The sequence below is a fragment of the Bacteroides sp. AR29 genome, from assembly GCF_900217715.1.
Taxonomy (GTDB): domain Bacteria; phylum Bacteroidota; class Bacteroidia; order Bacteroidales; family Bacteroidaceae; genus Bacteroides; species Bacteroides uniformis.
The window spans coordinates 42,338-66,305 of the sequence record NZ_OBMS01000022.1; the positions used below are offsets into that span (position 1 = coordinate 42,338).

The following is a 23,968-nucleotide window of genomic DNA, read 5'->3' on the forward strand; positions in this document are numbered from 1 at the left end:
CCCAAACCAGACTTTTATGGACAAAGACACTTTTCAGCAGGAGGTTTATAATGTAGTGGCCGCAATCCCTCCGGGGCGGGTGGTGACGTACGGACAGATAGCCTATCTTGTCGGAAGACCTCAATGTTCGCGCATGGTGGGACATGCTATGCACGATGTGCCCGACGGCATGTGTCTGCCCTGCCATCGGGTAGTGAACAGCCAGGGCAGGCTGGCACCGTGCTGGGCGGAACAGCGGGCTTTGCTGGAGGCAGAGGGCGTGACGTTCAGAAAGAATGGGTGTGTGGACATGAAAAAATGCCAGTGGGAATTCATGAAAGAGCAAATACAATAAGATTATGAAATTTATAGGTGCACATGTATCGGCCAGTGGGGGAGTGGAAGCGGCTCCCGTCAATGCCAGTGAGATAGGGGCAAATGCTTTTGCCTTGTTTACCAAGAACCAGCGTCAGTGGGTGGCAAGGCCGCTGACGGAGGAGAGTATCAGGGTGTTTAAGGAAAATTGTGGGAAGCTTGGCTTCGATTCCCGCTATATCCTGCCTCACGACAGTTATCTGATAAATTTAGGGCATCCCGAAGAAGAAGGGTTACAGAAAAGCCGTGCCGCTTTTCTGGATGAGATGCAGCGCTGCGAACAATTAGGGCTGAAGTTACTGAATTTTCATCCGGGCAGCCATCTGAATAAGATTTCCGTGGAAGAGTGTCTGGACAAGGTCGCTGAATCCATTAATCTTATATTGGGCAAGACGCACGATGTGGTGGCTGTCATAGAGAACACAGCCGGGCAGGGTAGCAATGTGGGAAATGAGTTCTGGCAGCTGGGACATATCATTGACCGGGTGGATGACAAGTCTCGCGTTGGAGTTTGCCTTGATACCTGCCACACGTATACAGCAGGCTATGATATAGTGAATGAGTATGACAAGGTGTTTGAGGAGTTTGACACAGCGGTAGGTTTCGGCTATCTGCGTGGTATACACCTGAATGACTCCAAGAAAGCACTCGGCTCCAGAGTAGACCGTCACGACAGCATCGGCAAGGGGCTGATAGGTATGGATTTCTTCCGGCGCTTTATGCAAGATGTGCGTTTTGACGGTATACCTATTATTTTGGAGACGCCCGATGAATCGCTTTGGGCAGAGGAGATAAAACTGTTGAGAAGCTTTGTCTCCTCTGATTGAGAGACTATGCCCTGAATACACATTCTATACGGTTACCGTCCGGGTCGAGGACGACACTTTCAAAATATCCGTCGCCGGAGGTACGGGGCTCTCCTGCGATGGTATATCCCGCTGTACGTAGCCGTTCTGTCTGTCGGAGGACAGCTTCCTGGCTGTCGAAGGCAAAGGCAAAGTGGGTCAGTCCCAGTCTGTTTTCCTCAATAGGGGTATTCTGTATGTCCGTACGGCTCATCAGTTCCAAATCCGTTCCTTCATCGAAGTGAAGGAAATAAGATTCGAATCCTTTTTTGGGGTTGATGTACTTTTCATTGCTGCTCCCGTTGAAGTAACGTGTGTAGAACTCTTTCATCTCTTCCAGTTGGAAGGTCCAGATGGCGATGTGATGTATCTTCATAAGTTTGCTAAATTATAATCTGTGTTCAATCTGAGTAATCTGTGGTGGGGTTGGTAATTGCAGGTGCAGAATAGGGAAAGGCTTTCCCGTCGGGTCGGTTTCGTCCCGGCCGGCCACTTGGAATCCCATATGTTGGTAAAATCGGCAAGCTTGTCCGTTCTGCTCGTTTACATCCACTTTGTGGATGTGTTTTTGGTGGACGGCGTACTCCATGAGCCGTTTTCCGTATCCCTTACCTTGTTGGTCGGGACGGACAAACAACATCTCGATGAGTTCATCGCTCAGTCCCATAAAGGCGGCAATTTCTTCTTTTTCGTTGCGGATGATGTAAAGCTCTACGGCAAGAAAGTACTGCTCTCTTATCAGTGGTTTGTAAAACTGTATATCCTTTTCTGCCAGGAAGTGGTGTGTGCTGCGGACAGAGGCTTCCCAGACGGTCAACAGTTCGTCATAATCTTGTGGGGTAGGTCGGAGTATCATCATTTATTGCATTACTTTGCTGGTTATTAATCAGTAGGCAGTCAGAATTCAGCTTCTTTGGTAATCCTTACGGTTTCTCCCGTTATAGGGTGGGTAAATTCTAAGTATTCGGCATGCAGATAAAGCCGGTCTGCTTTCTCCCCGTAAAGTTCATCACCGATGATGGGGCAGTGCAAGCCAAGCGGGTGTGCTGCATGTATACGTAGCTGATGGGTTCTTCCCGTGCGCGGATAGAAAGCGATACGGGTCCGTTTCCCGTCCAGACGTTCCAGAACTTGATAATCGGTGATGGCGGGCTTTCCGTGTTCGGTGTGTACCATTTGCCGTGGGCGGTCAAGTGGATTCAGGCAAAGCGGGAGGTCGACCGTACCTTTGTCCTTTGGGACAATACCCTCGAGCAATGCGACATAACGTTTCCTGACCAGGCGGTTCTTGAACTGGGCCTGCAGGTTCTGGTGTACACGCTTGGTCTTGGCAATGAGCATTAAACCGGAAGTGGCCATGTCGAGACGATGCACCGTCAGGGGACCGTCAGCTTCGGGATATTGCTCACGCATCAGGCTATAGACGGAGACTGCATCTTCCTTGCCGGGAACAGACAGCATTCCTGCCGGTTTGTTGATGACCGAAAGCCATGGGTCCTCATAAACAATCTCCAAATTTTGGGAGGGTACCTGCATTCTTTTCAACATGGGGTTTTCCTCTACTTGTAGACCTTGCAGCATGTGTTGCAGTATAGGTTCGCACTTTCCTTTGCAAGCCGGATAATAGTGGCCGTGATGGCGTATCTCTGTCTTGGGGGAATCACCCCACCAGAACTCGGCCATGGCAATAGGTTTCCATCCGTGCAGATAAGCTTGTTGCAGCAGTTTGGGGGCCGCACATTCACCTGCGCCGGCAGGAGGTGTCTTGTGCACGGTCTGCCCGAATATCTCACAGAGATTCTTGACTTCTCCCCGGTAATTCAGCATCCCGAACTGTTCGAATAGCTTTTGCTGCAATGCTGCAGAGCGGGTTTTACGTTCAGACTTCAATGCTGAAATCCGTCTTTCCCAGTCTTCTGTCTGCGTTTGCAGTGTGGTAATCCTTGCTTTCCATGAACGTTCCAGGCGTTTATATTCTGCCTTTTGGAACTGGCTTTCCCGTATCAGTTCGGCTTCTTCCTGCGCATTGAGTTCTTTTTCTTTTCTGCGCTGTTCTCTGGCTGTTTTGGCTTCTTTCAACTGTGCTTTGGCTGTTGCCAGTATGTTTTCTGCTGACTGAATGGTCCGGGCAAGCTCTGCTGATAAGGCGGCATATGCTTTGTCATTTTCCAGTTGCCGGATGTTGCGGTTGATGGAAGAGATGTTCTCTTCTTCTATCTTGAAAAAGCCTTGTGGCTGTAGCAAGTTATATACGGGAGGAACAAAAAAGGGATGTAGGTTCTTTCCGGCCAATATGCCTGAGAATGCAGCTAAATATCCGGTTTCTCCATGCTCGGTTTGTACAATCAGTACCCCGAACATTTTGCCTTGGCGCAGTTCGTCCTTCCATGCAGTTTGTCGGGTAAGATAGCTTTGTACTTCTTTGGCTGCCAATATACATAATGGGTGCGGAGTATAGCAGAAAGGATAGGTGAACCTTTCCGGAAGCGGAATGTCGGTTATGGAAGTAGTAAAACGGTGCAACATCATGTTGCAAAGATACTATATTTCTCTCATAACAGACCGTTTGTACTGCAAATCTTTATTTCGTTGTATATAGGTTGTATCGCTTATGAAGAAAAAAACATCTTTGGGAAAGTTTTACTTATTCTCCGTTTATACAAATATGTATATATGTGTGAATTAACTTTGTTTTTGATAAATTGGCAACTCTGTTATCCTTAAAAAATGACTATTAATCTGTCTCGGATATTTTCTTCTTCCATAGACTTCTTTTTGTGTACTTTAGATGTTATGCCGTCGTATGAATACGGATGAAGAGCTTTTGCCTTAGTGATACTTGTAAAATAAATTAAGTTATTGCCTTTTTTGTTTTATTGGGGAATGGTTGTTTTTTAAACTTCCTGGATATATAAAAGAAACTTATTTCTCTTTAAAAAGTTGTATATTAGCGCCTTAAAGTTTTTCAAAAGATTATATGGGCAAAAACAAAGAGAAATTAAACATATTCTTGCTTCATTTTTTAGAACGGTTGAATAGCAATGAACCCAATGAAAGGAAAGTTATTGAATCGTTGACCGATTTCTGCAACTACTATGACTTTACCAAAGGGTTTATCTATCAGACTGACGGATTCCGTTATTTCTTATTGAAAGAAACGATTGGAAATGAAGGTGGGACTATGAAACCCCGTTTCGATATGGGAGAGTTGAAAAAGGAGCATGTCGATGCCATGAAAGCTCGGGATAAACCTTTCTATGGAAACAGAAATGCGGATGCTTCATGGGATGATATTGACATTCTTGATTTCTACGGTGAGGATTCTTTGTTAATCAGGCATTTTGAAGATACTGAGGGTAAAATCATCGGATTCATAGGTTTTGCAGGCAGGGAGGAAGAGACCTATCTCACGGAAGAGGAGTTGCAAATCATTCATCTCTTGCTGGGCTCGTTCTCTAAGGAAATTGCGGTCAGGGAATATAAGGAAAGGGAAGTGAGGGCCAGCAATACATTAGGCAGTATCATGAATAAACACATAGCGAAAAAGTAAATTTGGGCAAAGCGTAGCGAATTAGCTGATAGAGCGTTCGTTACGCTTTGTTTTTCTATGAGGCAGAGCCAACGAAATGCAACCTCAAAGCCAAACGGTGCAGAAGTTCAGTTACCACCTCGTTACTCCCATAACGGGTGCAAATTTCTTGCTAAAAGGTTCTTTTTCTGCGTTTTGCGTTGATTTACATAGCTGTCGGTAACTCACTAAGAACTAATTTTGTAACCAAAAAAAGGAGTGAGTTATGCGAAGTACATTCAAGGTATTATTTTACGTGAAGAAAGGCAGCGAGAAGCCGAACGGCAACCTGCCTCTGATGTGCCGTATCACGGTGGACGGCGAGATTAAACAGTTCAGTTGCAAGATGGACGTTCCCCCACGCTTGTGGGACGTGAAGAACAACCGTGCTTCGGGCAAGAGCGTCGAAGCGCAGAGAATCAACCTTGCGGTAGATAAAATCCGTGTGGAGGTAAACCGCCGCTATCAAGAGTTGATGCAGACGGACGGTTATGTTACCGCCGCCAAACTCAAAGACGCCTATCTCGGTATCGGCATCAAGCAGGAAACCTTGCTGAAGCTGTTCGAGCAGCACAACGCCGAGTTTGAGAAGAAAGTCGGGCACAGCAGGGCGCAAGGTACGTTTACCCGTTATCGGACGGTCTGCAACCATATTCGGGAGTTTTTGCCCCATACCTACAAGCGTGAGGATATTCCGTTAAAGGAACTCAACCTCACGTTCATCAACGATTTCGAGTATTTTTTGCGCACGGAGAAGAAATGCCGCACCAATACCGTGTGGGGCTACATGATTGTGTTGAAACACATCGTTTCCATTGCGAGGAACGACGGGCGTTTGCCGTTCAATCCCTTTGCCGGATATATCAACTCTCCCGAAAGCGTGGATAGGGGCTACCTCACCCAAACGGAAATACAGACGCTCATGAACGCACCCATGAAGAATGCCACCCATGAACTTGTACGGGACTTGTTCGTCTTTTCGGTGTTCACGGGTTTGGCGTATTCGGACGTGAAGAACCTCACCGCCGACCGCCTGCAAACATTCTTCGACGGCAACCTTTGGATAATCACCCGAAGAAAGAAGACCAACACCGAATCGAACATCCGCCTTTTGGACGTTCCCAAGCGTATCATCGAGAAGTACAAGGGGCTGGCAAGGGACGGTCATGTTTTCCCCGTTCCGAGCAACGGAAGTTGCAACAAAATACTCAAAGAGATAGGCATACAATGCGGTTTCAAGGTGCGCTTGACCTATCATTGCTTACGCCACACGAACGCCACGACCGTGCTTCTGTCGCACGGCGTACCCATCGAAACCGTAAGCCGCCTTTTGGGACACACTAACATAAAGACTACCCAAATTTACGCCAAAATCACCGCCCAAAAGATAAGCCAAGACATGGAAACCTTGTCGCACAAGTTGGAGGACATGGAGAAGAATATCTGCCGAGCCATCTAATTAAAAACAGAATACCGATGAAAGAAGAAAGGAATATTATCACGATGGACGGGCAGGGCAATATCTTCCAGCCGAGCGATATAGGCGCAACCGCCATGACCGAGTGGGAAATCTGCGAACTGTTCGGGGTTATCGCCCCGACGGTTCGGGCAGGGATAAAGGCACTCTGCAAAAGCGGAGTTTTGAATATATATGACATAAAGCGCATTATCCGCATATCGGACAGATACAGCGCGGAGGTTTACAACCTCGAAACGATAGCCGCCCTCGCTTTCCGTATCGAATCGTTCGGGGCGGCGAAAGTCCGCAAGGCATTATTAGAGAGGATTATACACGGGAGAAAAGAGAAAACGACGGTATTCGTGTTGGTTGTTTCGGACGGCAAGCCCAACAGCCGTTGGCAAGCATGATGATATATCAACATACCAACATGCAAACGTACCAGCATACCAACATGCAAATCTATCACTATGGTGATATATATTGCAGGTTCTATTCCTCTTTTCAGAGGAAAGCGGAGCAATCATTTCCGTTTACAAAGGCAAAGCAAGCACGGGGCTTTATGTCGGCTAAAAGGTCAGGCGGCTGCGCCGTTTCCCGATAAATCTTCCTCTCGCTTCGCTGCGAGCGTATTTATCGGGAAAACCTTGTATCCGACGGCCCCGTGCAAAAGAGCCTTTGAAAACGGAAACGACCGCCCCGCCACCCACCGACCGAAAGGGAAAAAATAAGGTGGGGTTACGGGCAAGCAGGCGGCAGGGACAGCCATAGCCGAAAGGCAGACGGGCAGACGGACGGCACGCCGCAGGGTATTTACGAAGAAAATACCGTAGCTTATTAGGGAATTTTCCGAGCCGCAATACTACGTATCGCTGAAAATTCCCCAATAAGGCAAGGGGCAAGCCCCTCTGCACACCCCATCGGGGACGGCATTTGCCGCCCCCGAAGATACAAAAAATCATTGTTTCACAAGCCAAAAAAGAAAGGAAAAATATATGGGTTTCGTAGTTTTACACATGGAAAAGGCGCACGGCAGCGACAGCGGAACGACCGCACATATCGAGCGTTTCATCATACCGAAGAACGCCGACCCCACACGCACGTACTTAAACCGCAGGCTCATCGACTACCCCGACGTGGTGAAAGACCGTTCGGCGGCTATACAGCAGAGATTAGAAGAAGCGGGGCTGACACGCAAAATCGGAAGCAACCAAGTACGGGCAATCCGCATCAACGTGTCGGGAACGCACGAGGACATGAAGCGGATAGAGGAAGAGGGGCGTTTGGACGAGTGGTGCGCCGACAATCTGAAATACTTCGCCGACACGTTCGGAAAGGAGAACATCGTGGCGGCTCACCTGCACAGGGACGAGGAAACGCCGCACATACACGTTACGCTCGTTCCCATCGTCAAGGGAGAGCGAAAGCGCAGGAAAAGGGAGGAACAGACGAAGAAGCGATACCGCAAGAAGCCGACCGACACCGTGAGGCTGTGCGCAGACGATATTATGACACGGCTGAAATTGAAGTCCTACCAAGATACCTATGCCGAAGCGATGGCAAAATATGGGCTGCAAAGGGGCATAGACGGCTCGAAGGCTCGCCACAAGTCCACGCAGCAGTATTATCGGGATATACAGAAACTCGCCGACAACCTCAAAGCGGAAGTGGTGGATTTGCAACAGCAGAAAGAAACGGCACGGGAGGAATTAAGGCAAGCGAAAAAAGAGATACAGACCGAGAAGCTGAAAGGGGCGGCAACCACCGCAGCCGCCAACATCGCCGAGAGCGTCGGTTCTCTTTTCGGCAGTAACAAGGTCAAGACACTGGAAAGGGAGAACACCGCCCTGCATAGGGAGGTAGCCGACCACGAGGAAACCATCGAAGCCCTGCAAGACAGAATACAGACCATGCAGGCAGACCACAGCCGACAGATGGCGGAAGTAGAACGGAAGCACCGCAGGGAGATAGCGGACAAGGAAACGAAGCACAAGCAGGAAATATCGTTTCTGAAAACGGTAATCGCAAAGGCGGCGGCATGGTTTCCCTATTTCCGTGAAATGCTCCGTATCGAAAACCTGTGCCGCCTTGTGGGATTCGATGAAAGGCAGACCGCAACGCTCGTCAAGGGAAAGCCGTTGGAGTATGCAGGGGAACTCTATTCGGAAGAACACGGACGGAAATTCACGACCGAAAAGGCGGGGTTTCAAGTCGTGAAAGACCCCACGGACGGGACGAGACTGGTTCTTGCCATTGACCGAAAGCCCATTGCCGAGTGGTTCAAGGAACAGTTCGACAAGCTAAGGCAGAATATTCGCCGACCTATACAACCGCAAAGGAAAAGCAGAGGAATGAAGATATAACCGTTTATCTTGCTGGAAAACAATAAAAAAGTGCCGTTCATGATGTCTTATGAATGGCACTTTTCGCTATATTTGCACCTAAAAGTATATCGGGAGCTATGCCGGATACGTGACGAGCAAAAAACTTTCGGAAAAATACACGTGAATACGGAACTATAAATCAAAATAATATGAGAATAAAAAAAATATTGCCTTTTATACTATTGGTATTCTTATTTATTTCATGTGAAAAAGAAGACTTTGAAATAGAAACCAATAATCAAAGAACAGTTTTTATGTATCTCCCATGGTCAACAAATCTGACAAGTTATTTTTATAATAACATTTCTGATATGGAAGAAGCTATACAAGAAAAAGGATTAGAGAATGAAAGAATTATAGTGTTTTTATCTACAAGCCCTTCTGAATCGGAGATGTTTGAAATAACTTTAAATAACGGTTCGTGTAAAAGGACTATCTTAAAAGAATATGTAAATCCTTCTTTTACCACAGAAGCTGGTTTGACAGAGATTCTCGGAGATATGAAAACATTTGCTCCTGTTGAAAGTTATTCAATGATTATCGGTTGTCACGGCACGGGCTGGCTTCCTGTTGTACAAAGCCGTAGCAAAGCGAAGGAAGATTTTGTTTATCATTGGGATTTTGAGAATGTTCCTATGACACGTTTTTTTGGCGGATTAACAGCAGAATACCAAACAAACATAAGCACTCTTGCTCAAAGCTTATCTAATAACGGATTGTCAATGGAGTATATTCTATTTGATGATTGCTATATGTCATCGTTGGAAGTTGCCTATGAGTTACGCCATGTAACCAACTATATGATTGCCTGTCCAACAGAAGTGATGGTCTTTGGTATGCCATATTCCACAATAGGCAAATATCTCTTATCAGAAAAACCAGATTACAAAGCTATATGTGAGTCATTTTATCAGTTTTATTCTAACTATCAATATCCTTATGGAACGTTGGCTGTAACAGACTGCTCTTACTTGGATGAGTTGGCAGAACTAATGAAATATATTCACTCTAATTATTCTTTTGATAGTACACAAGCTATAAATATTCAGCGTATGGATGGCTACTCCCCTGTGATATTCTATGATTTCGGAGATTATGTACAGACTTTATGTGGTACAGACACAGAAATATATAATAATTTTAAAACACTATTGGAGAAAGTTATCCCTTACAAAACTCATACCAAAGAATTCTACACGGCATCAAGAGGTCCTATTACAGTTGAAAGATATTCAGGAATAACAACCTCTGAACCAAGTACAAATAGCAAGATGGTAGATTACCCAAAAACATCATGGTGCATTGACACACATTAAATTATCACTCTGAACCAAGTTGTGATATAGTCCAAAATCTCCAACGAAGTAACTATCCGTGGGGGGCTTGACCCTTGCACATATAAAAAGCAAAAAGAAAGCGTTATCGGAGTATTACACAAAAAACAGCTGGCTATTACATAATGAAACAACATACTTGACTGATTGGTACGCTTCTCCTACCATGCGGACAAATCCCGGTAACAAAATGACAAAGCGGACAATGTTCTTAACATACCAACTTGTAAATGGGATGAATGATTTTCGTTTTTCGCAAGTTGATTTTATAAAATTGCTGCCAACAGTTCGTACTTTCGGAAAAAGATGTTATATTTGCAAATGAAAGAGTTATTTGACAGCATAGCAACGCAAAACGCTGAAATTCGCACAGTTGCCAAATCGTTACCTCTATTTCTCAAATAATTCGCTAATAGTTTATTTCTCAATCGGTTAAGTCAAACCGATAAAAATCTAAAATAATATGGGCGTTGATATTTACGTCAACTCTTTCGATTCCCACGATATGTTGTATGCCAATAGGTCTATGGTGGAACCATATGGCGGTATCGAGCATTTCTGGGGGAAAAAATGCTGGGAGGCCCTCTACTCGGACAAGACGGGGGAGTGTGAGTTCTGCCCAAAGAGGCATTTGATAGATGAAAACGGACACCCCACCAAAGTCTATTCGTGGGATTATCAACGGCCATTTGACAAGTGTTGGTTTCGCGTGTTCAGTGCAGCCTTTGCTTGGGTGGACGGGCAGATGGCGCATGTCATTACCAGTGTGGATATCGACCATCAGAAAAAGATAGAGGAGGAATTGCGGGTCGCCAAGGATAAGGCAGAACATCTGGACCGCTTGAAGTCTGCTTTCCTGGCCAATATGAGTCATGAAATCCGTACTCCGCTCAATTCCATTGTCGGTTTTGCAAGCATCATTGCCGAACTGGACGCTAGGGAAGAACGCCAGGAATACCTTGCCATCATGCAGGAGAATACGGAACTGCTCTTGCAACTGATATCCGACATTCTGGATTTAGCAAAGATAGAAGCGGGAACACTTGATTATAATATGGGGTATGTGGATGTCAGTGACTTCTGTAAGGACGTGATGCGCAACTATGATATGAAGGAAGACAAGGCTGTACCGGTTCTGTTGGCTCCCGACTTGCCCGATTACCGTATCTATACCGACAAGAAACGTCTGATGCAGGTGGTCACCAATTTTATAAACAACGCTTTGAAGTTCACCAGTGAAGGGCAGATCCTTTTGGAATATCATCCGGTGGAAGGTACCGATCAGATAGAGTTTTCTGTGACGGACACCGGTATGGGTATTGCTCCGGATGCCGTGGCTACTGTGTTCGACCGCTTTGTAAGGCTTAATACCTTTGCGAAGGGCACGGGTTTAGGCTTGTCCATCTGTAAAAGTATCATTGAGCATCTTGGCGGGACTATCGGTGCTGAGTCGGAATTGGGAGTCGGCAGCCGTTTTTGGTTCAGGCATCCGTGTGCCGAATGATTTTATTTGCCTATATTTGTGCGAACTTCAATATTTATGGATAAAAAACTCTGTACCGATGAAAAACAAGACATGGACGTGCCTGGTTGTTGTGTCAGCAGCATTGCTGATGGCGGGTTGCGGCAGCAGGACAAAGAAACAAACAAATGAAGATGTAAGTATGGATAGTGTCGGTGTAACATGCAGTGGCGTAAAGACCTTGCAACTGGAGGGAGTGCAGGCCACTTGGATTCAGGATAATGCTGGTGAGCATTTGATGCCGAGAACGATTTTCCCGGATGCAAGCGATGAATTGATGGAAAGTTTGTCGCTTCAAGGCGGTATTCCTTCTTCCATGAGCACCTTCCTGGTAGATACGAATGGTATCCGTATCCTTTTTGATACGGGAATGGGAGCTCCCGGCAGTCGTCTGTTGCCCGGATTACAATCTTTGGGTATCTCTCCGGCAGATATTGGATATCTGTATCTTACCCATTTCCATGGCGACCATATCGGTGGAATGATGAAGGGAGACAGTGTAGTCTTCCCGAATGCCGAAGTGTACGCATCAAAAGTGGAATATGATGCCTGGATGGCAATGCCTGCCGAAAGGAAGGCGCAGGTCGTAAAGACGATGGATGCCTATAAGGAACGGCTGCATCTGTTTGAGTTTGGCGATACCTTGCCGGGCAATGTGGTTGCCATGGAGGCAGTCGGTCATACTCCCGGTCATACGGTTTTCCAGAGTGGCAAGTTACTGGTGATTGGTGACCTCATCCATGGTGCGGCCCTTCAGTTGGAGCATCCGGAATACTGCGCTTCCTATGATATGGATAAGGAAGCTGCCGTGAAAGCACGCAAGTATTTCCTCCAATATGCCAAGGACAACCAATTGACGATGGCAGGTATGCATCTTCCTGCTCCGGCCTTCAAATAGAATAGGAGAGTGTCAAAAGTATATGAGTACTTTCATTATGCTATATTTAGGCGCGGATAGTTCTGAGCCCCTCGTTATTCCTTTTTACTTTTAGAAGCGGCAGTCTTGTTCGATGTATGTCATATATTCGTCGTAACTGATGTGCCTGCCTCCCATTGTTTTGAGGTGAGGGGTTTCGAACTGGCAATCTATCATGACGCCTCCATGTTCCCTGAAGAATTGGGCCAGATGGATGAGGGCCAGCTTCGAGGCGCTGGGAACGAGTGAGAACATGCTCTCTCCAAAGAAACAACGTCCCAGGGTCACTCCGTACAGCCCACCTACCAATTGCTCTTCTTCCCATACTTCCACGCTGGCGGCGAATCCTTGTTCGTGCAGGTGCGTATAGGCTTCCATCATCTTCGTTCCGAGCCAGGCGCCTTCTTGTTCTATCCGCAATTCTCCGCAGGTTTGTATGATGTCTTGGAAAGCTTCGTTGAAGGTGATTTCGTACTTTCCTTTGTTGATGAGCGTACGCATGGAGTGGGAGATATGGATTTCGTCCGGAAAGATGACGAAACGGTCCATCGGGCACCACCATTGTATCAGTTCTTCCCGAAATGCGTACCAGGGGAAGATGCCGTTGGAGTACGCCAGGATGAGGCGGTCAATGGATAGGTCACCGCCCACAGCGAGCAACCCGTCGGGGTCGCCGTAGTGAGGGTCGGGGAAAGCAAGTTTATCCGTCAGTTGAAAGACCATATCGTTATTCGGTTGCGGGTTGTAGTTTCAATGCTCCGTTTTCCACTTGCACGCGGACTTTTCCTCCTGCCTTCAATGTACCGAACAGAATTTCGCGCATCAGCAAGGGTTTCAAGTGGGCGGCTATCACGCGGTCCATCTCCCGGGCGCCGTATTCGGGAATAAAACCCCGTTGGAGCAGCCATTCGTGTGCTTCCTGGCTCAATACCATTTCCACCTGGCGGGAAGACAGCTTGCTGCCTAGTTCTCCGAGTTTCTTGTCGAGGATAAGTGATGCCATCGGGCGGTCCATGTCATGGAAGACCACCGTGGCAGAGAGGCGGTTGATGAATTCGGGCTTAAAGGTTTTCTTGACTTGTTTCAGCATGGCTTCTCCGGCGGTGACCTGACTGTTGAAGCCGATGGACGCTTGGCGGGCATATTGTGCTCCGGCATTGGAGGTCATGATGAGGACCACGTGTCGGCAGTCGGCTTTCCGTCCTTTGTTGTCAGTCAGTACGGCATAATCCATTACTTGCAGCAGGATGTTGAATACGTCGGGATGGGCTTTTTCTATCTCATCGAGCAGTAGCACGCAGTTTGGGGTCTTGCGTATGGCGTCGGTCAGCAGGCCGCCGTCCTCGTAACCCACGTAGCCGGCAGGCGAGCCAATCAGTTTGGCTACGGTATGCTTTTCGGTATATTCGCTCATGTCAAAACGTTGCAGGGCGATGCCCAGCTCGGCGGCGAGCACTTTGGCAACTTCGGTCTTTCCTACTCCGGTGGGGCCTACAAAGAGCAGGCTTGCCAGCGGTTTGTTTTCGTCCAGCAGTCCGGCTTTGGACATTTGCACAGCTTCCACCACCTGACGGACGGCTTCTTCCTGCCCGTAGATGCGGGAGCTGATGCGTTCGTGCAGGCTTTCCAAGGCGGTGGTGTCGTCCTCTTTCATGGCGAGGGCATTGACTTTGCAGGTACGTGCCAGTATGTCGGTTATCAGTGCCTTGTCCACGGTCTGTTCCTCGGAGTCTGTGGGGTATATTTCCCGGTAAGCTCCTGCTTCGTCCACCAGGTCGATGGCTTTGTCGGGCAGGAAACGGTCGCTGATGTAGCGGGCGCTTGCCTTTACGGCATAGGGGATGACGTCGGGCTCGTAGGTGACGCCGTGGTAGGTTTCGTATTTCTCTTTCAGGCCTTCTACGATATGTATGGCTTCTTCAATGTTCGGTTCCAGTATGTCTATCTGCTGGAAGCGGCGTACCAGTCCCTTGCTGCGTGCGAAGTAGCGGTTGTACTCGTCGTAGGTGGTAGAGCCGATGAAACGTATTGCCCCGGTTTCCAGATAGGGTTTCAGCATGTTGGAGGCATCCATAGAGCCTTCGCCCGTGCGTCCGGCGCCTATCAGGTTGTGTATCTCGTCGATGTAGACGATGGCGTTTCCCTCACGACCGATGCCTTCCATGATACTTTTCAGCCGCTTCTCGAAATCGCCGCGATATTGTGTGCCTGCCAGTAGACTGCCCAAGTCCAGCTCATAGATGCGGAAGCCGGCAAGCCGTTCGGGGACGTTGCCCGCTTCGATACGGGCGGCAAGCCCATAGGCAAGGGCTGTTTTGCCTACACCGGGTTCGCCCACATGCAACGGGTTGTTCTTTTCTTTGCGGCAGAGCACTTGTATGGTTCGCTCCAACTCCATCTCCCTGCCGATAAGCGGGTTGTGGTCTGCCAGATGGTCGTTGAGGCAGGTCACGTAGTTACGCCACGGTTCTGTTTTCTCTTGTTCATCGGGAGATGGCGTACCGCCTGCTTCTTCTGCCAGCTCCGCTTCTTCGTAGTGGGTGATGAGCAGGCTGAGGAATTCGGGCAGGTCGCCGCCGACTGCTTCCTTCAGGAAATGGCATGCCCAGGAATCTTCCAGTTGCAGCAAGCCTTGTATCAGATGAGGAACATCCAGCTCTTCGGCGCTGGAATACTCTGTCACCGTATAGGCATGTTGCAGGAGTGAGCTGAGCTGGACGGAAAGTCCCAACTCGTATTCCACATTGTCGGGGACAGTGTCCACTTCTTCCGTCAGATAGTTTTCCAGCGAGATGCTGAGCTCCACATAATTGTAGAAGGTATCTTGCAGGGTGTTGATAAAGGGTTCCTGTTCCAGAATGGCGCTCAGCAGATGTTCGGGCATGATGAACTCGTGCCGGTAAGACTCGGCTTTTCTTTGTGCGGAAGCGAATGCTTGGTTTACGAATATCGTATTTTTTATATCCATATTGTTTCTTTCTTATTCTTCTTCCTCCGGGGTGACGGTGAGCCGGAGGGGGAAACCTTCATTGCGTGCCATGCGGGTGGCTTTCTGTACTTTGGAGTGGGCGATGTCGTATGAGTAGATGTCCACTACCGCGGAGTTGCTCTTGTGCACCTGCAGCATCAGTGTTTCCGCTTCTGCCGATGATTTGTAAAAGACGGTGGTGAGTACTTTTACCACAAACTCCATGGTGGTGAAGTCATCATTGTAGATGGTGACTTTGAAGCGTCGGGGTTCCCGTAGTTCTATGCGTTCTTTTTCTTTGAAAGAAGATTGCTGTTGTTCCATTTCTTTGAAAAACTACTGTTAAGACATTGTTCTACCGTTGTGTGGGCAACGAAAACTCCTGCCACTCATATTCGTCTCCGTACTCGTCGGCTATGGCTATGCGTATGGTGACGTTACCCGTCTTTATCCGTTCTCCGGCACTGATGTTGGCGGTGTATTTCACACCGTTGCGCGGAGTTATTTGCTCTATCATGACCGACGGCGATATGTAAATACGCTTCATGCCCGTGGTTTCCACCACCACCGGCACTACGTTGTAGGCTGTTTTGTTTCCTTCGTTCATGATTTCAAAAATCACTTTACAGTTTTCGCCCGAATTGATGACGTGGTTGCGGCTGTCGTCAATGAAACGTATATTCCGTATCCTCAAGTGGTCGATGGCCGATGCTTGCGGCTGTCTTCCGGATTGCGGGGGATAGGGCTGTGTCCTTTCTATCCGGTAGCTGTACTCCTCCTGCTTTTTGGGGGCTGTGGCTGCATTGGCAATGGCAGCTCCCGCAATGGTTCCTATGATGGTGCCGATGGCGGAACCCCGGTATCCTCCCCGCCAGCCTCCGTTGCTGTCTCCTATCAAGCCGCCGATGGCACCGCCTACATTACTTCCGATGGCAGCTCCTGCGAGCACTGCGTTAGGGTCGCCTACAGCCATCTGGCTTGTGCCGCATCCGCTGAGGATGATGGTTGCTGCCAGGATTCCTATAAAAGACTTTTTCATGTTCATATCCTATAATTATTATATTGGGCAGATTGTTTTATAAAAGGGCTATTCCCAGTAAATCATCTTTTTGGTCATGCCTCCGTCAATGGTGATGTTTTCGCCATTGATGAAGTCGTTTTCGTCTTGACATAGGAATACGCACATACGGGCAATATCTTCCGGTTTACCAACCCGTCCGGAGGGATGTTGCGAATGGTCTTCTGCCCGTAATTGTTCATAATCGTGTGTCTGAATCCAGCCCGGAGAGATGGAGTTGACCGTGATGTGCCACTCTGCAAGCGATAAAGCCAACGCATGCGTCAATGAATAGATACCTCCTTTGGAAGCTGCATATCCTTCACTGCCTGGTTCACTCATCAGATAGCGGGTAGAACAGAGATTAATGATTCTTCCGTAGGTATTCGTGCTGTTTTGACTTTTGCGGTGTACTGCCAACGCATGTGAAGTAATGAACACCGGACGTAAATTCACAGACAATATTTTATCGAAAGTCTCCACACTCGTTTCTGTGATGGGAGAGAATTCACTGATGCCGGCATTGTTTATAATGATGTCAATATCCCCCCATTCCTTGAAAATATTTTGCAGGCAAAGTTCCAATGCTTCTTTGCTGTTTAGGTCGACGGGGTGGAATTGTGCTCCGGTGGCTTGGGCGGTTTGTTGTCCTTCCAGTTCATTCTTGTCACAAAAGGCTACTTGGTAATTAAGCTTGCAGAAGGCTTCTACAATGGCTTTGCCAATACCTCCTGCACCTCCGGTAACGAACACTTTCTTTCCGCCTTTTTTGAGGGGAAGTGTCGGCTTATGTAGCGTTTGTGCCTTACCGGATTTTTTCGCTTTCTCCCAAGCTGCTTTGCGTGCCCGGTATTGCTCGTACTGATTTTCAAGATAATTATCGGCCATATATGTTTCCGGTTTTATTGTTTAACTGTCTTTTCTCCGAATAAGTTCACTTCCTTGCATTGGGAGATGATATAGAGATGATGCCCCCAAGGGATGGAGAAAAATTTCTCTTCACCTAATTTGGAAACAACTTGTTGCCAAATTGTATGTGGCTCATTATAAAATAGATACCACTGCTTTATACTGCGTATGTTTCTATATGAGAACCCTTTCATATCAGGAAATTCTGCCATCAGCTCACGACTCAACTCTTCGAGAAATCCGCTTCCCCAAGTCATTTCTTTCTGCCGTTCTATAATTTCTGCCCCCAGTTGCCAGTAAAGGTGAAGCAGTTCGCTGTTCACGCGTACAGCCGCTTTAATCTGTGCACTACGAATGTCTTGTTTTAGGTGGTTTACCCAATCCTTGAACGGTTGATTTATAGATAGTGCTGTTTTCATATTTTTATTTTCTTCATCGTCATATTCGATGTTTCTATTTCACAAAGTTAAGAAAAAGAATTTATTTCAACTGTAATCCTTTCCGTCTTTTCTACCTCCCCACTTTTACCACACAATATACCATCTCCCCCTCTCTTTCCTTTACCTCATCCCGTGTTGCTGCAATATCCTTCCGAACACGTTCACCCGTTTTGCAGAGAATAGGTATCGCACTATGTCGCTGTATTTCCTCCTATATTTTCGCAGGCGATAATTATTCCCCTTGTAGGGCTTCAAAAGGGAATCCGTCTGTTTCCCTAAGGAGAACGGTTTGTTTCAATATGGAGAACAGTTTGTTTCATTAGTAGGAAACAGTTTGTTCCGTTAAAGAAAACAGTTTGTTCCGTTAAAGAAAACAGTTTGTTTTATTGAGTGCGAACAGTTTGTTTCATAGTATGTGAACACTTTGTTTCTTACTGTTGTAACAAAGTGTTCACCGTTGTGAACTAAAGTGTTATCTATATTTTCAGTGATAAAATGACATGAAAAGGGGGCTGAAGATTACCTTTCTACCATTTGTATTCCTCGCTGTAAGAGTCGAAAGCCGGTTCTCCCGGAATGTTGTATTGGTGGAAAGTTCTGCGGATATAGTTCTGGTCTTCGGGGGAAAGGTAAGATTCTTCCCGGTAGAAGCGGTAGTATTTTCCGCGGCCGAAATGGGCTATCAACTGGCTTTTCAGAGGTTGGAGATTCTTGTAGGGAACTTCATCGAGCAAGTGACTGATTCCCCATGCAACATGTATCTTTTGTGTCGATTGGAAATAGGCGCATTGGCTGCTATCCTCTGGAATACACAGTGGATTGATGATGCGGATGGACGGGTACTCGGGGGTATCGCGAAGGGCGGCTAAGCGATGCAGGCAGTTGTCGGCTTTCGGGCATTGGTTGTTGAAACAGCGTGAGTAGTTGGCAGGTGCTAAAGGTTTCTCGGAAGAATGTTTCATGTTTATATATACTTTGATGAAGCGACAAAGATAGCACTAACTTTTTGATATAGCCTTCTGTTCTCTTGTTTGAAATGCCCCCTCATTGAAAAAACAGCAGCCGGAACCACTGAATTCAGTAATTCCGGCTGTACCGTTCTTTCTTATAAGTATGGATGGACTATTTCACCTGGATGATGTCATAATTCAAGTCACTCACAGCTTCCTGCAGGCTGTCGTTGACAAGGCGCAGGGTTGTGTCGTTCACTACTACGAAGTACACCGGAGTGTCCCCGTCGTTCGGGGTCAGCTTGATGGCTGTTTTCTTCTTGTTGTCGACGTCTTTCTGGATAACTTCTTTCTTTCCTTTGGAAGTAAAGCTCTTGTTCTTTCCGGGGCCTTCGGCATCCAGATAAGTTGTTACCAGCGTGTAGCCGCTTTCTCCGTCGGGACCTACACTGTCTACGCTCAATACATACTGGATGCCCGGACCGTCGGCGGCGGGAAGGATTCCTTCGTATACGGCTACGGCAGACGAGTCATTGCCGGTAACAGCCATTACACTTTCGTCCATGGCGACGGCGTCATTGTTCTGAGTTCCTTTTGATTGGCAGGATACCAATGCAGCGGCAAGGGCTGCAATCATCATTACTTTTTTCATTGCTTTAATGGTTTAAGTTAATTATAAAGACGCAATAGCGTTTGTTATTCATCTTCTTCTTTCTTGATGACGAGCAGCTTGTCCACCCGTCCGCGGTCCATATCCACCACTTCGAAGTCCAGGTTTTTGTAGCTGAACAAGTCTCCGGCTTTCGGCACCCGTCCTATCAAGAACATGGCAAGACCGCTCAAGGTGGTGAAGTCTTCTTCTTTCAGGTCATCATAGTTCATAATGCCCATCGCCTCCATAAAGTCATCCAGATTCATGGAAGCTTCCACCAGCATGGAACCGTCTTGACGAACAACGATTTCCTCTTCTTCCGTTTCATTCTCTTCGAGGATGTCTCCGAAGATACTTTCCGTCAAATCGTGCAGGGTGATGATACCTTCTGTATTTCCATACTCGTCTACAACAACTCCGAACTTGTTTTTGTTCTTCTTAAACAGCTCTAAAACTTTCTTTGCATACAAACTTTCCGGAATAAACAAAGCAGGGCGTGCAATACTACGTAAGTTGAAGGGTTGTTCGCCGCCCATCATCAAGATGATGTCCTTTACGGAAACCACACCGATAATCTCGTCCTTTCCCCGCTCCACCAGGAGATATTTGCTGAAGTGTTCTTCGTGGATGATACGCAGCACCTCTTCCGGTGTGTCTGTGGGATGGAGCACAACGATGTCGCGGCGATAGGTCATCAGGTCATTCGCTCTTTTGTCCGAGAAGCGGAACACGTCACGCAGCATTTCCGTTTCGTCTTTGTCGATGACGCCTTGTTCCGAGCTTTGGTGCAGAATCATCTTCAGTTCGTCTTGTGTCATTTGGCGTTCCTCGCCACTGTTCAGTCCGATGAGTTTGTTCATCAGTTTGGTGGAAGCGCTCAACAGGCATACAAACGGATAGGAAATCTTGGTCAGCACAATCATGAAGGGGCTGAGCATGGTGGCCCATCGTTCCGGGTTGTTCAAGGCGATGGACTTGGGCACCAGTTCGCCTATGATGAGCGACAGATAGGTGATGATGGCTACTACGGTAATCATGGCGAGAGTCTTGGCATAGGCGGCTACTCCCGGAATGAGGGCGAACAGCGGTTCTACGTCATCAGCGATGGTGGCACCACCATAGGCACCGGATACGATACCGATAAGAGTAATACCGATTTGGATGGTGGAGAGGAATTTTTCGGGTTCTTCCAGTTGTTTCAATACTCCTTTGGCTCTTTTGTTCCCTTTTCCGACAAGAGTTTCAAGGCGTGCTTTACTTGAGGAGACTAAAGCGATTTCATACATGGCAAAAATGCCGTTCAGAATAAGTAAAAGTAGAATGATAATAAACTCCATAGTGGATTTTGAATAGTTTGTGAGGCAAAGATAATGATTTTTCAGTATTTATTGTTAATATTGCCATCCGTTAGAAAAAATAAACAATAAATAGATGAAAAAAAGAATTATTGCCTTGGGGCTTTTGTGGTGTCTGTCTGCCGTAATGTTGCAGGCGGCACGTGTAGACACGGTGTTGGTGAGAAGTGCAGCCATGAATAAGGATGTAAAAGTTGTGTATGTATTGCCTGATAAGGCTATCGGCAAGCAGGCTTGTCCGGTGGTTTATCTGTTGCACGGTTATGGCGGCAATGCGCGGAGCTGGGTGCAACTGAAGCCGGAATTGCCGCAGATGGCAGATGAGAAAGGGATCATATTTGTATGTCCGGACGGCAAGAACAGTTGGTATTGGGACAGTCCGGAGAATCCTGCCTACCGTTATGAGACTTTTGTCACCTCGGAATTGGTGAAGTATACAGACGGGAACTATGCTACCATTCCCGATAGAAAGGCGCGTGCCATCAGTGGATTGAGTATGGGCGGCCACGGTGCTTTGTGGAGTGCTATCCGTCATAAGGATGTGTTCGGTGCGGCGGGCAGTATGAGTGGAGGAGTGGATATACGGCCGTTCCCCCAGAATTGGGAAATGAACAAGCAGTTGGGAGAGTTTGCTGCCAACAAGGCATCTTGGGATGCGCATACGGTGGTCAACCAGCTGGATAAGATTGTAAATGGAGACTTGGCGCTAATCATCGACTGCGGTGAGGCCGATTTCTTTCTTGAAGTGAACAAGGACTTGCACAACCGGCTGCTGGCAAGGAAGATAGACCATGACTTCATCACCCGTCCCGGTGGACATACCGGAACGTATTGGAACAACTCCATAGACTATCACGTCCTTTTCTTCGACAAGTTCTTTAAGAAGTAAGTAGTTTATTATTCGATGGTATAGTTCACGGTGCGTGTGTAGTCCTGCTCGTAGCCGTTCCTTATATGCCTGACGACTGCATGGCAGGAAGTGACGATACCCCGGTTATCTAACGTATAAGTATAGGTGGTGGTCTCTTCACTTTCTCCGTTGCTGTCCGGGATGAGTTGGGTAATCAGATAGTTTGCAGGTTCTCCCAATATCTTCCCGTATATGGCAACCGCATGCATGGAAAGCGGATACATGTCCGTAATGAATAGGCTTGGTATTTCGGAGATATTTGCAATTTCATTGCCTGATGGTGTGGTAGCCGTACTGTTGTGCTCAAAAGTGTCAACCTTTTGCTGTATGCGCAATGCCCGGAAGTTGCTGTAGTCTATTGTAATGAATGAGTATTCTTTTCCGTCGTCCAGCTTTTCTGTGATGTTTTCCAGATAGTATTTGTCTTCGGTGTTGATGAGGTAGGAGAAGGTGTAAGTACGGGTATTTCCTGCCATATCCTGACTGGTACAAGTGGTGGCATAACCTTTGTCATTCAGCGTGTAGGTTGATACTGTACCTGCTTCGTCGGTTATCACGGCTTGATGGTCCTTGTATTCGACAGTAGTGGTATTCTCTATCTCGAAGAGTTCGTCTCCTGCTGTAAAGCTCTGTTTGCCGGTGTAGCTGGTCAGCCTGCCTGCACTGTTGTAAAGGTAGGTGTGGGTGGCAGTAACCGGTTGCGCATCGCTCTCTATCACTTCTTTGAGTTCGATTTTGGAGAAAGGAGTGGTGGGGTAGGTTGACGGCTCCGGTTCTGGCGTATCATTGCCATTGTTATCATCGCTGCAAGCTGCCAGTCCGCCGAGCAACAGCAGGCTGAACATGATTCCCGAAAATCGGGTGATGATTGTAACTCTTCTGTTTAGTTTCATCCTATTGGTCTTTTTATTTGATGCGTACGGCATGGCTTGCCCGACGTTCAATGGAGTTTGCGAGAGTGGTCACTCTTAAAGAACGGGTATCTTCTTGTGCGGGCGGTTGTATGCTTCCGTCGATGGCGCCGAGTGCAGTGCTCAATAAGGCTTCGTTGGTATCTCCAAAGGGCAGGAAACGTGACATGTCGCTCATCTCATTCACTACATATCCCGAGTAGGCCGGTTGGAATCCGGATTCATAATCAGATTTCCCTTCCGAATTGTATATCTTGCAGACGATGGGATTCATCGTTATCATCAGTTCGGGGCTGGAGAAATTCCTGGAACCTACATTCTTGCCTACGGTAGTACCGCCGATGATGACAACATCCATATACGGGGCGAGGCAGTTAATCACCATTTCGGAGGCGGAGGCAGTCTGGCTGCTGGTAAGTACGTAGAGAGTATTCAGGTTTAGGTTTGCTCCGTTTCCGATGAGTCCGGAGTTCAGGGTGAACGGTACTATCTGCGGATTGAAGCGGTTGTTGAATTCCAGGTACCCCAACTCTTGTCCCAAGGCGGAGGAAGGTGCAAGCATGGTACACAGCAATTCTGCGCAACTCAGTAATCCACCGTTGTTGTAGCGCAAGTCAAGGATGAATTCGTTGACTTGCTGTGATGCGAAATATTGGAATGCGCTGCGCAGGTCGTTGTCATATTCATTACTGTTGTCCGTGGGGCCGGAACTGAAGTGGTTGTAGACCAGATAACCTATTTTCTTGCTGCCTGATGTATATACATTCTTATAGTGCACCGGGTTGTCGTTGACGGGACGCGCCGATGCTATCTGTCTGGGTTTGTCGTAAGCAACGATGGCATTTTTCTCCACGTCGTAATAACCTACTGTAAGTTCCATGGCACTACTTCCATACAGTTTCTTATAATTCTGTTCAGTAATAAAGTTCCCGTCCATCTTCATAATCCAGTCACCCCGTTTCAGCCCGATTTCCGAGGCCGGGCTTCCGTCGGCAACGTAAAGAATCTGTGCAACAATGGCATTCTCTTCTCCTTCTACTTCTATCTGGTTGGTAGTGAACTGGAATCCGTAGCTGTAATCCGTATAGGGGATGCTGCGGGTAGTGGTGACGCTGACCAGACTGTCGATGGTGGAGAATTTGTCTTCTTCGGATTTGAGCGAGGCAAAGAAAGTGAAAGGGGCTTGAAAATAGTTCAGGTCGTTGGTATGGGGGATAGCGTCTACCCAATAGTACCACACACGCATGGTATCGTCAATCCAGCGGTCTGTCTGGGTCTGTCCGGCATACTCTTTCCAGCGGTCCACCCCGCAGGAAGTCAGATAAATGGGAAGAATCAGGGTTCCCAATATGAGTATCAGTATATTTCTTGCTTTCATGGGGGCAAAGATAGTGCAAATTGAGTGCAGAACTTTCATGCTTGCATGAAAAAGTT

The 23,968-nt window shown here is 47.4% G+C and carries 23 protein-coding genes and 2 pseudogenes; 10 read left to right on the forward strand and 15 right to left on the reverse strand.

What is annotated here, in order from left to right; translation table 11 throughout:
• Positions 1-16: 16 nt before the first annotated feature.
• Positions 17-334 carry an MGMT family protein gene (locus CSD97_RS14030; protein ID WP_005826471.1) on the forward strand — a complete coding sequence of 106 codons (318 nt, stop codon included), beginning with the start codon at positions 17-19 and terminating at the stop codon, positions 332-334.
• 4 nt (positions 335-338) lie between these two features.
• A complete protein-coding gene (nfo, locus tag CSD97_RS14035; RefSeq protein WP_005835868.1) occupies positions 339-1,181 on the forward strand; it encodes a deoxyribonuclease IV in 843 nt (280 codons plus the stop codon).
• 4 nt (positions 1,182-1,185) lie between these two features.
• Here the strand turns inward: nfo and CSD97_RS14040 are convergent, their stop codons facing one another.
• From CSD97_RS14040 to CSD97_RS14050, 3 genes are read right to left on the reverse strand one after another with little or no spacing between them, the layout of a single operon-like run.
• Positions 1,186-1,575 carry a VOC family protein gene (locus CSD97_RS14040; RefSeq protein ID WP_005826473.1) on the reverse strand — a complete coding sequence of 130 codons (390 nt, stop codon included), beginning with the start codon at positions 1,573-1,575 and terminating at the stop codon, positions 1,186-1,188.
• 12 nt (positions 1,576-1,587) lie between these two features.
• Positions 1,588-2,058 (reverse strand): GNAT family N-acetyltransferase, encoded by a 471-nt coding sequence (locus CSD97_RS14045; RefSeq protein WP_008663809.1) that lies wholly within the window; start codon positions 2,056-2,058, stop codon positions 1,588-1,590.
• Between the two features lie 38 nt (positions 2,059-2,096).
• A complete protein-coding gene (locus CSD97_RS14050; protein ID WP_165853819.1) occupies positions 2,097-3,725 on the reverse strand; it encodes a pseudouridine synthase in 1,629 nt (542 codons plus the stop codon).
• Between the two features lie 451 nt (positions 3,726-4,176).
• Here CSD97_RS14050 and CSD97_RS14060 point away from each other — a divergent pair.
• The 3 genes and pseudogenes from CSD97_RS14060 to CSD97_RS14070 form a co-directional block, all read left to right on the forward strand.
• A pseudogene (locus tag CSD97_RS14060) lies at positions 4,177-4,728 on the forward strand (sensor histidine kinase); the annotation flags it as partial.
• A gap of 265 nt (positions 4,729-4,993) precedes the next feature.
• Positions 4,994-6,226, forward strand: coding sequence for a site-specific integrase (locus CSD97_RS14065; RefSeq protein ID WP_098032590.1), 1,233 nt, complete (start codon positions 4,994-4,996; stop codon positions 6,224-6,226).
• A 17-nt stretch (positions 6,227-6,243) separates the two neighbouring features.
• Positions 6,244-6,636 (forward strand): hypothetical protein, encoded by a 393-nt coding sequence (locus tag CSD97_RS14070; RefSeq protein WP_098032591.1) that lies wholly within the window; start codon positions 6,244-6,246, stop codon positions 6,634-6,636.
• Positions 6,637-6,795: 159 nt separating this feature from the next.
• Here CSD97_RS14070 and CSD97_RS18850 read toward each other — a convergent pair whose 3' ends face one another.
• On the reverse strand, positions 6,796-7,188 hold the full coding sequence (locus CSD97_RS18850; protein WP_159461933.1) for a hypothetical protein: 393 nt from the start codon (positions 7,186-7,188) through the stop codon (positions 6,796-6,798).
• Between the two features lie 33 nt (positions 7,189-7,221).
• On the opposite strand from CSD97_RS18850, the gene mobV reads away from it, so the two are divergent.
• The 4 genes and pseudogenes from mobV (at position 7,222) to CSD97_RS14100 (ending at position 12,364) form a co-directional block, all read left to right on the forward strand.
• Positions 7,222-8,589: a MobV family relaxase gene (gene mobV, locus CSD97_RS14080; RefSeq protein WP_098032592.1), complete on the forward strand. Its 1,368-nt coding sequence runs from the start codon at positions 7,222-7,224 to the stop codon at positions 8,587-8,589.
• Between the two features lie 170 nt (positions 8,590-8,759).
• Positions 8,760-9,926: a clostripain-related cysteine peptidase gene (locus tag CSD97_RS14085; protein ID WP_098032593.1), complete on the forward strand. Its 1,167-nt coding sequence runs from the start codon at positions 8,760-8,762 to the stop codon at positions 9,924-9,926.
• Positions 9,927-10,401: 475 nt separating this feature from the next.
• Positions 10,402-11,448: pseudogene (locus tag CSD97_RS14095) on the forward strand (HAMP domain-containing sensor histidine kinase); the annotation flags it as partial.
• Positions 11,449-11,506: 58 nt separating this feature from the next.
• A complete protein-coding gene (locus tag CSD97_RS14100) occupies positions 11,507-12,364 on the forward strand; it encodes an MBL fold metallo-hydrolase (RefSeq protein WP_005826480.1) in 858 nt (285 codons plus the stop codon).
• A 90-nt stretch (positions 12,365-12,454) separates the two neighbouring features.
• Here the strand turns inward: CSD97_RS14100 and aat are convergent, their stop codons facing one another.
• The 9 genes from aat to CSD97_RS14150 all read right to left on the reverse strand — a co-directional run bounded on the left by aat (position 12,455) and on the right by CSD97_RS14150 (position 20,695).
• Entirely contained in the window at positions 12,455-13,105 is a 651-nt protein-coding gene (gene aat, locus CSD97_RS14105; RefSeq protein ID WP_005826481.1) for a leucyl/phenylalanyl-tRNA--protein transferase, read from the reverse strand.
• Between the two features lie 4 nt (positions 13,106-13,109).
• Positions 13,110-15,350 carry an AAA family ATPase gene (locus CSD97_RS14110; RefSeq protein ID WP_098032594.1) on the reverse strand — a complete coding sequence of 747 codons (2,241 nt, stop codon included), beginning with the start codon at positions 15,348-15,350 and terminating at the stop codon, positions 13,110-13,112.
• A 12-nt stretch (positions 15,351-15,362) separates the two neighbouring features.
• Positions 15,363-15,674 (reverse strand): ATP-dependent Clp protease adaptor ClpS, encoded by a 312-nt coding sequence (locus CSD97_RS14115; protein WP_098032595.1) that lies wholly within the window; start codon positions 15,672-15,674, stop codon positions 15,363-15,365.
• 31 nt (positions 15,675-15,705) lie between these two features.
• The gene (locus CSD97_RS14120) at positions 15,706-16,395 is read right to left on the reverse strand and encodes a glycine zipper family protein (protein ID WP_098032596.1); all 690 of its coding nucleotides are present in this window, start codon (positions 16,393-16,395) and stop codon (positions 15,706-15,708) included.
• 42 nt (positions 16,396-16,437) lie between these two features.
• The gene (locus tag CSD97_RS14125; protein WP_035449476.1) at positions 16,438-17,295 is read right to left on the reverse strand and encodes an SDR family oxidoreductase; all 858 of its coding nucleotides are present in this window, start codon (positions 17,293-17,295) and stop codon (positions 16,438-16,440) included.
• A 14-nt stretch (positions 17,296-17,309) separates the two neighbouring features.
• A complete protein-coding gene (locus CSD97_RS14130; RefSeq protein ID WP_229084493.1) occupies positions 17,310-17,735 on the reverse strand; it encodes a DUF1016 N-terminal domain-containing protein in 426 nt (141 codons plus the stop codon).
• A gap of 548 nt (positions 17,736-18,283) precedes the next feature.
• Positions 18,284-18,718 (reverse strand): DUF6078 family protein, encoded by a 435-nt coding sequence (locus CSD97_RS14140; RefSeq protein WP_008663796.1) that lies wholly within the window; start codon positions 18,716-18,718, stop codon positions 18,284-18,286.
• A 160-nt stretch (positions 18,719-18,878) separates the two neighbouring features.
• Positions 18,879-19,358 carry a copper resistance protein NlpE N-terminal domain-containing protein gene (locus CSD97_RS14145; protein ID WP_005826499.1) on the reverse strand — a complete coding sequence of 160 codons (480 nt, stop codon included), beginning with the start codon at positions 19,356-19,358 and terminating at the stop codon, positions 18,879-18,881.
• Positions 19,359-19,402: 44 nt separating this feature from the next.
• Positions 19,403-20,695, reverse strand: a complete 1,293-nt coding sequence (locus CSD97_RS14150; protein ID WP_005826501.1) for a hemolysin family protein — start codon at positions 20,693-20,695, stop codon at positions 19,403-19,405.
• A gap of 94 nt (positions 20,696-20,789) precedes the next feature.
• Here CSD97_RS14150 and CSD97_RS14155 point away from each other — a divergent pair, with 94 nt between their 5' ends.
• Complete coding sequence (locus CSD97_RS14155; RefSeq protein ID WP_005826503.1) at positions 20,790-21,602, forward strand: alpha/beta hydrolase family protein; 813 nt, start codon at positions 20,790-20,792, stop codon at positions 21,600-21,602.
• Positions 21,603-21,610: 8 nt separating this feature from the next.
• Here CSD97_RS14155 and CSD97_RS14160 read toward each other — a convergent pair whose 3' ends face one another.
• Positions 21,611-22,516, reverse strand: a complete 906-nt coding sequence (locus tag CSD97_RS14160) for a DUF4595 domain-containing protein (protein ID WP_005835902.1) — start codon at positions 22,514-22,516, stop codon at positions 21,611-21,613.
• Positions 22,517-22,529: 13 nt separating this feature from the next.
• Positions 22,530-23,951: a S41 family peptidase gene (locus CSD97_RS14165; RefSeq protein ID WP_005835903.1), complete on the reverse strand. Its 1,422-nt coding sequence runs from the start codon at positions 23,949-23,951 to the stop codon at positions 22,530-22,532.
• Positions 23,952-23,968: the final 17 nt, after the last annotated feature.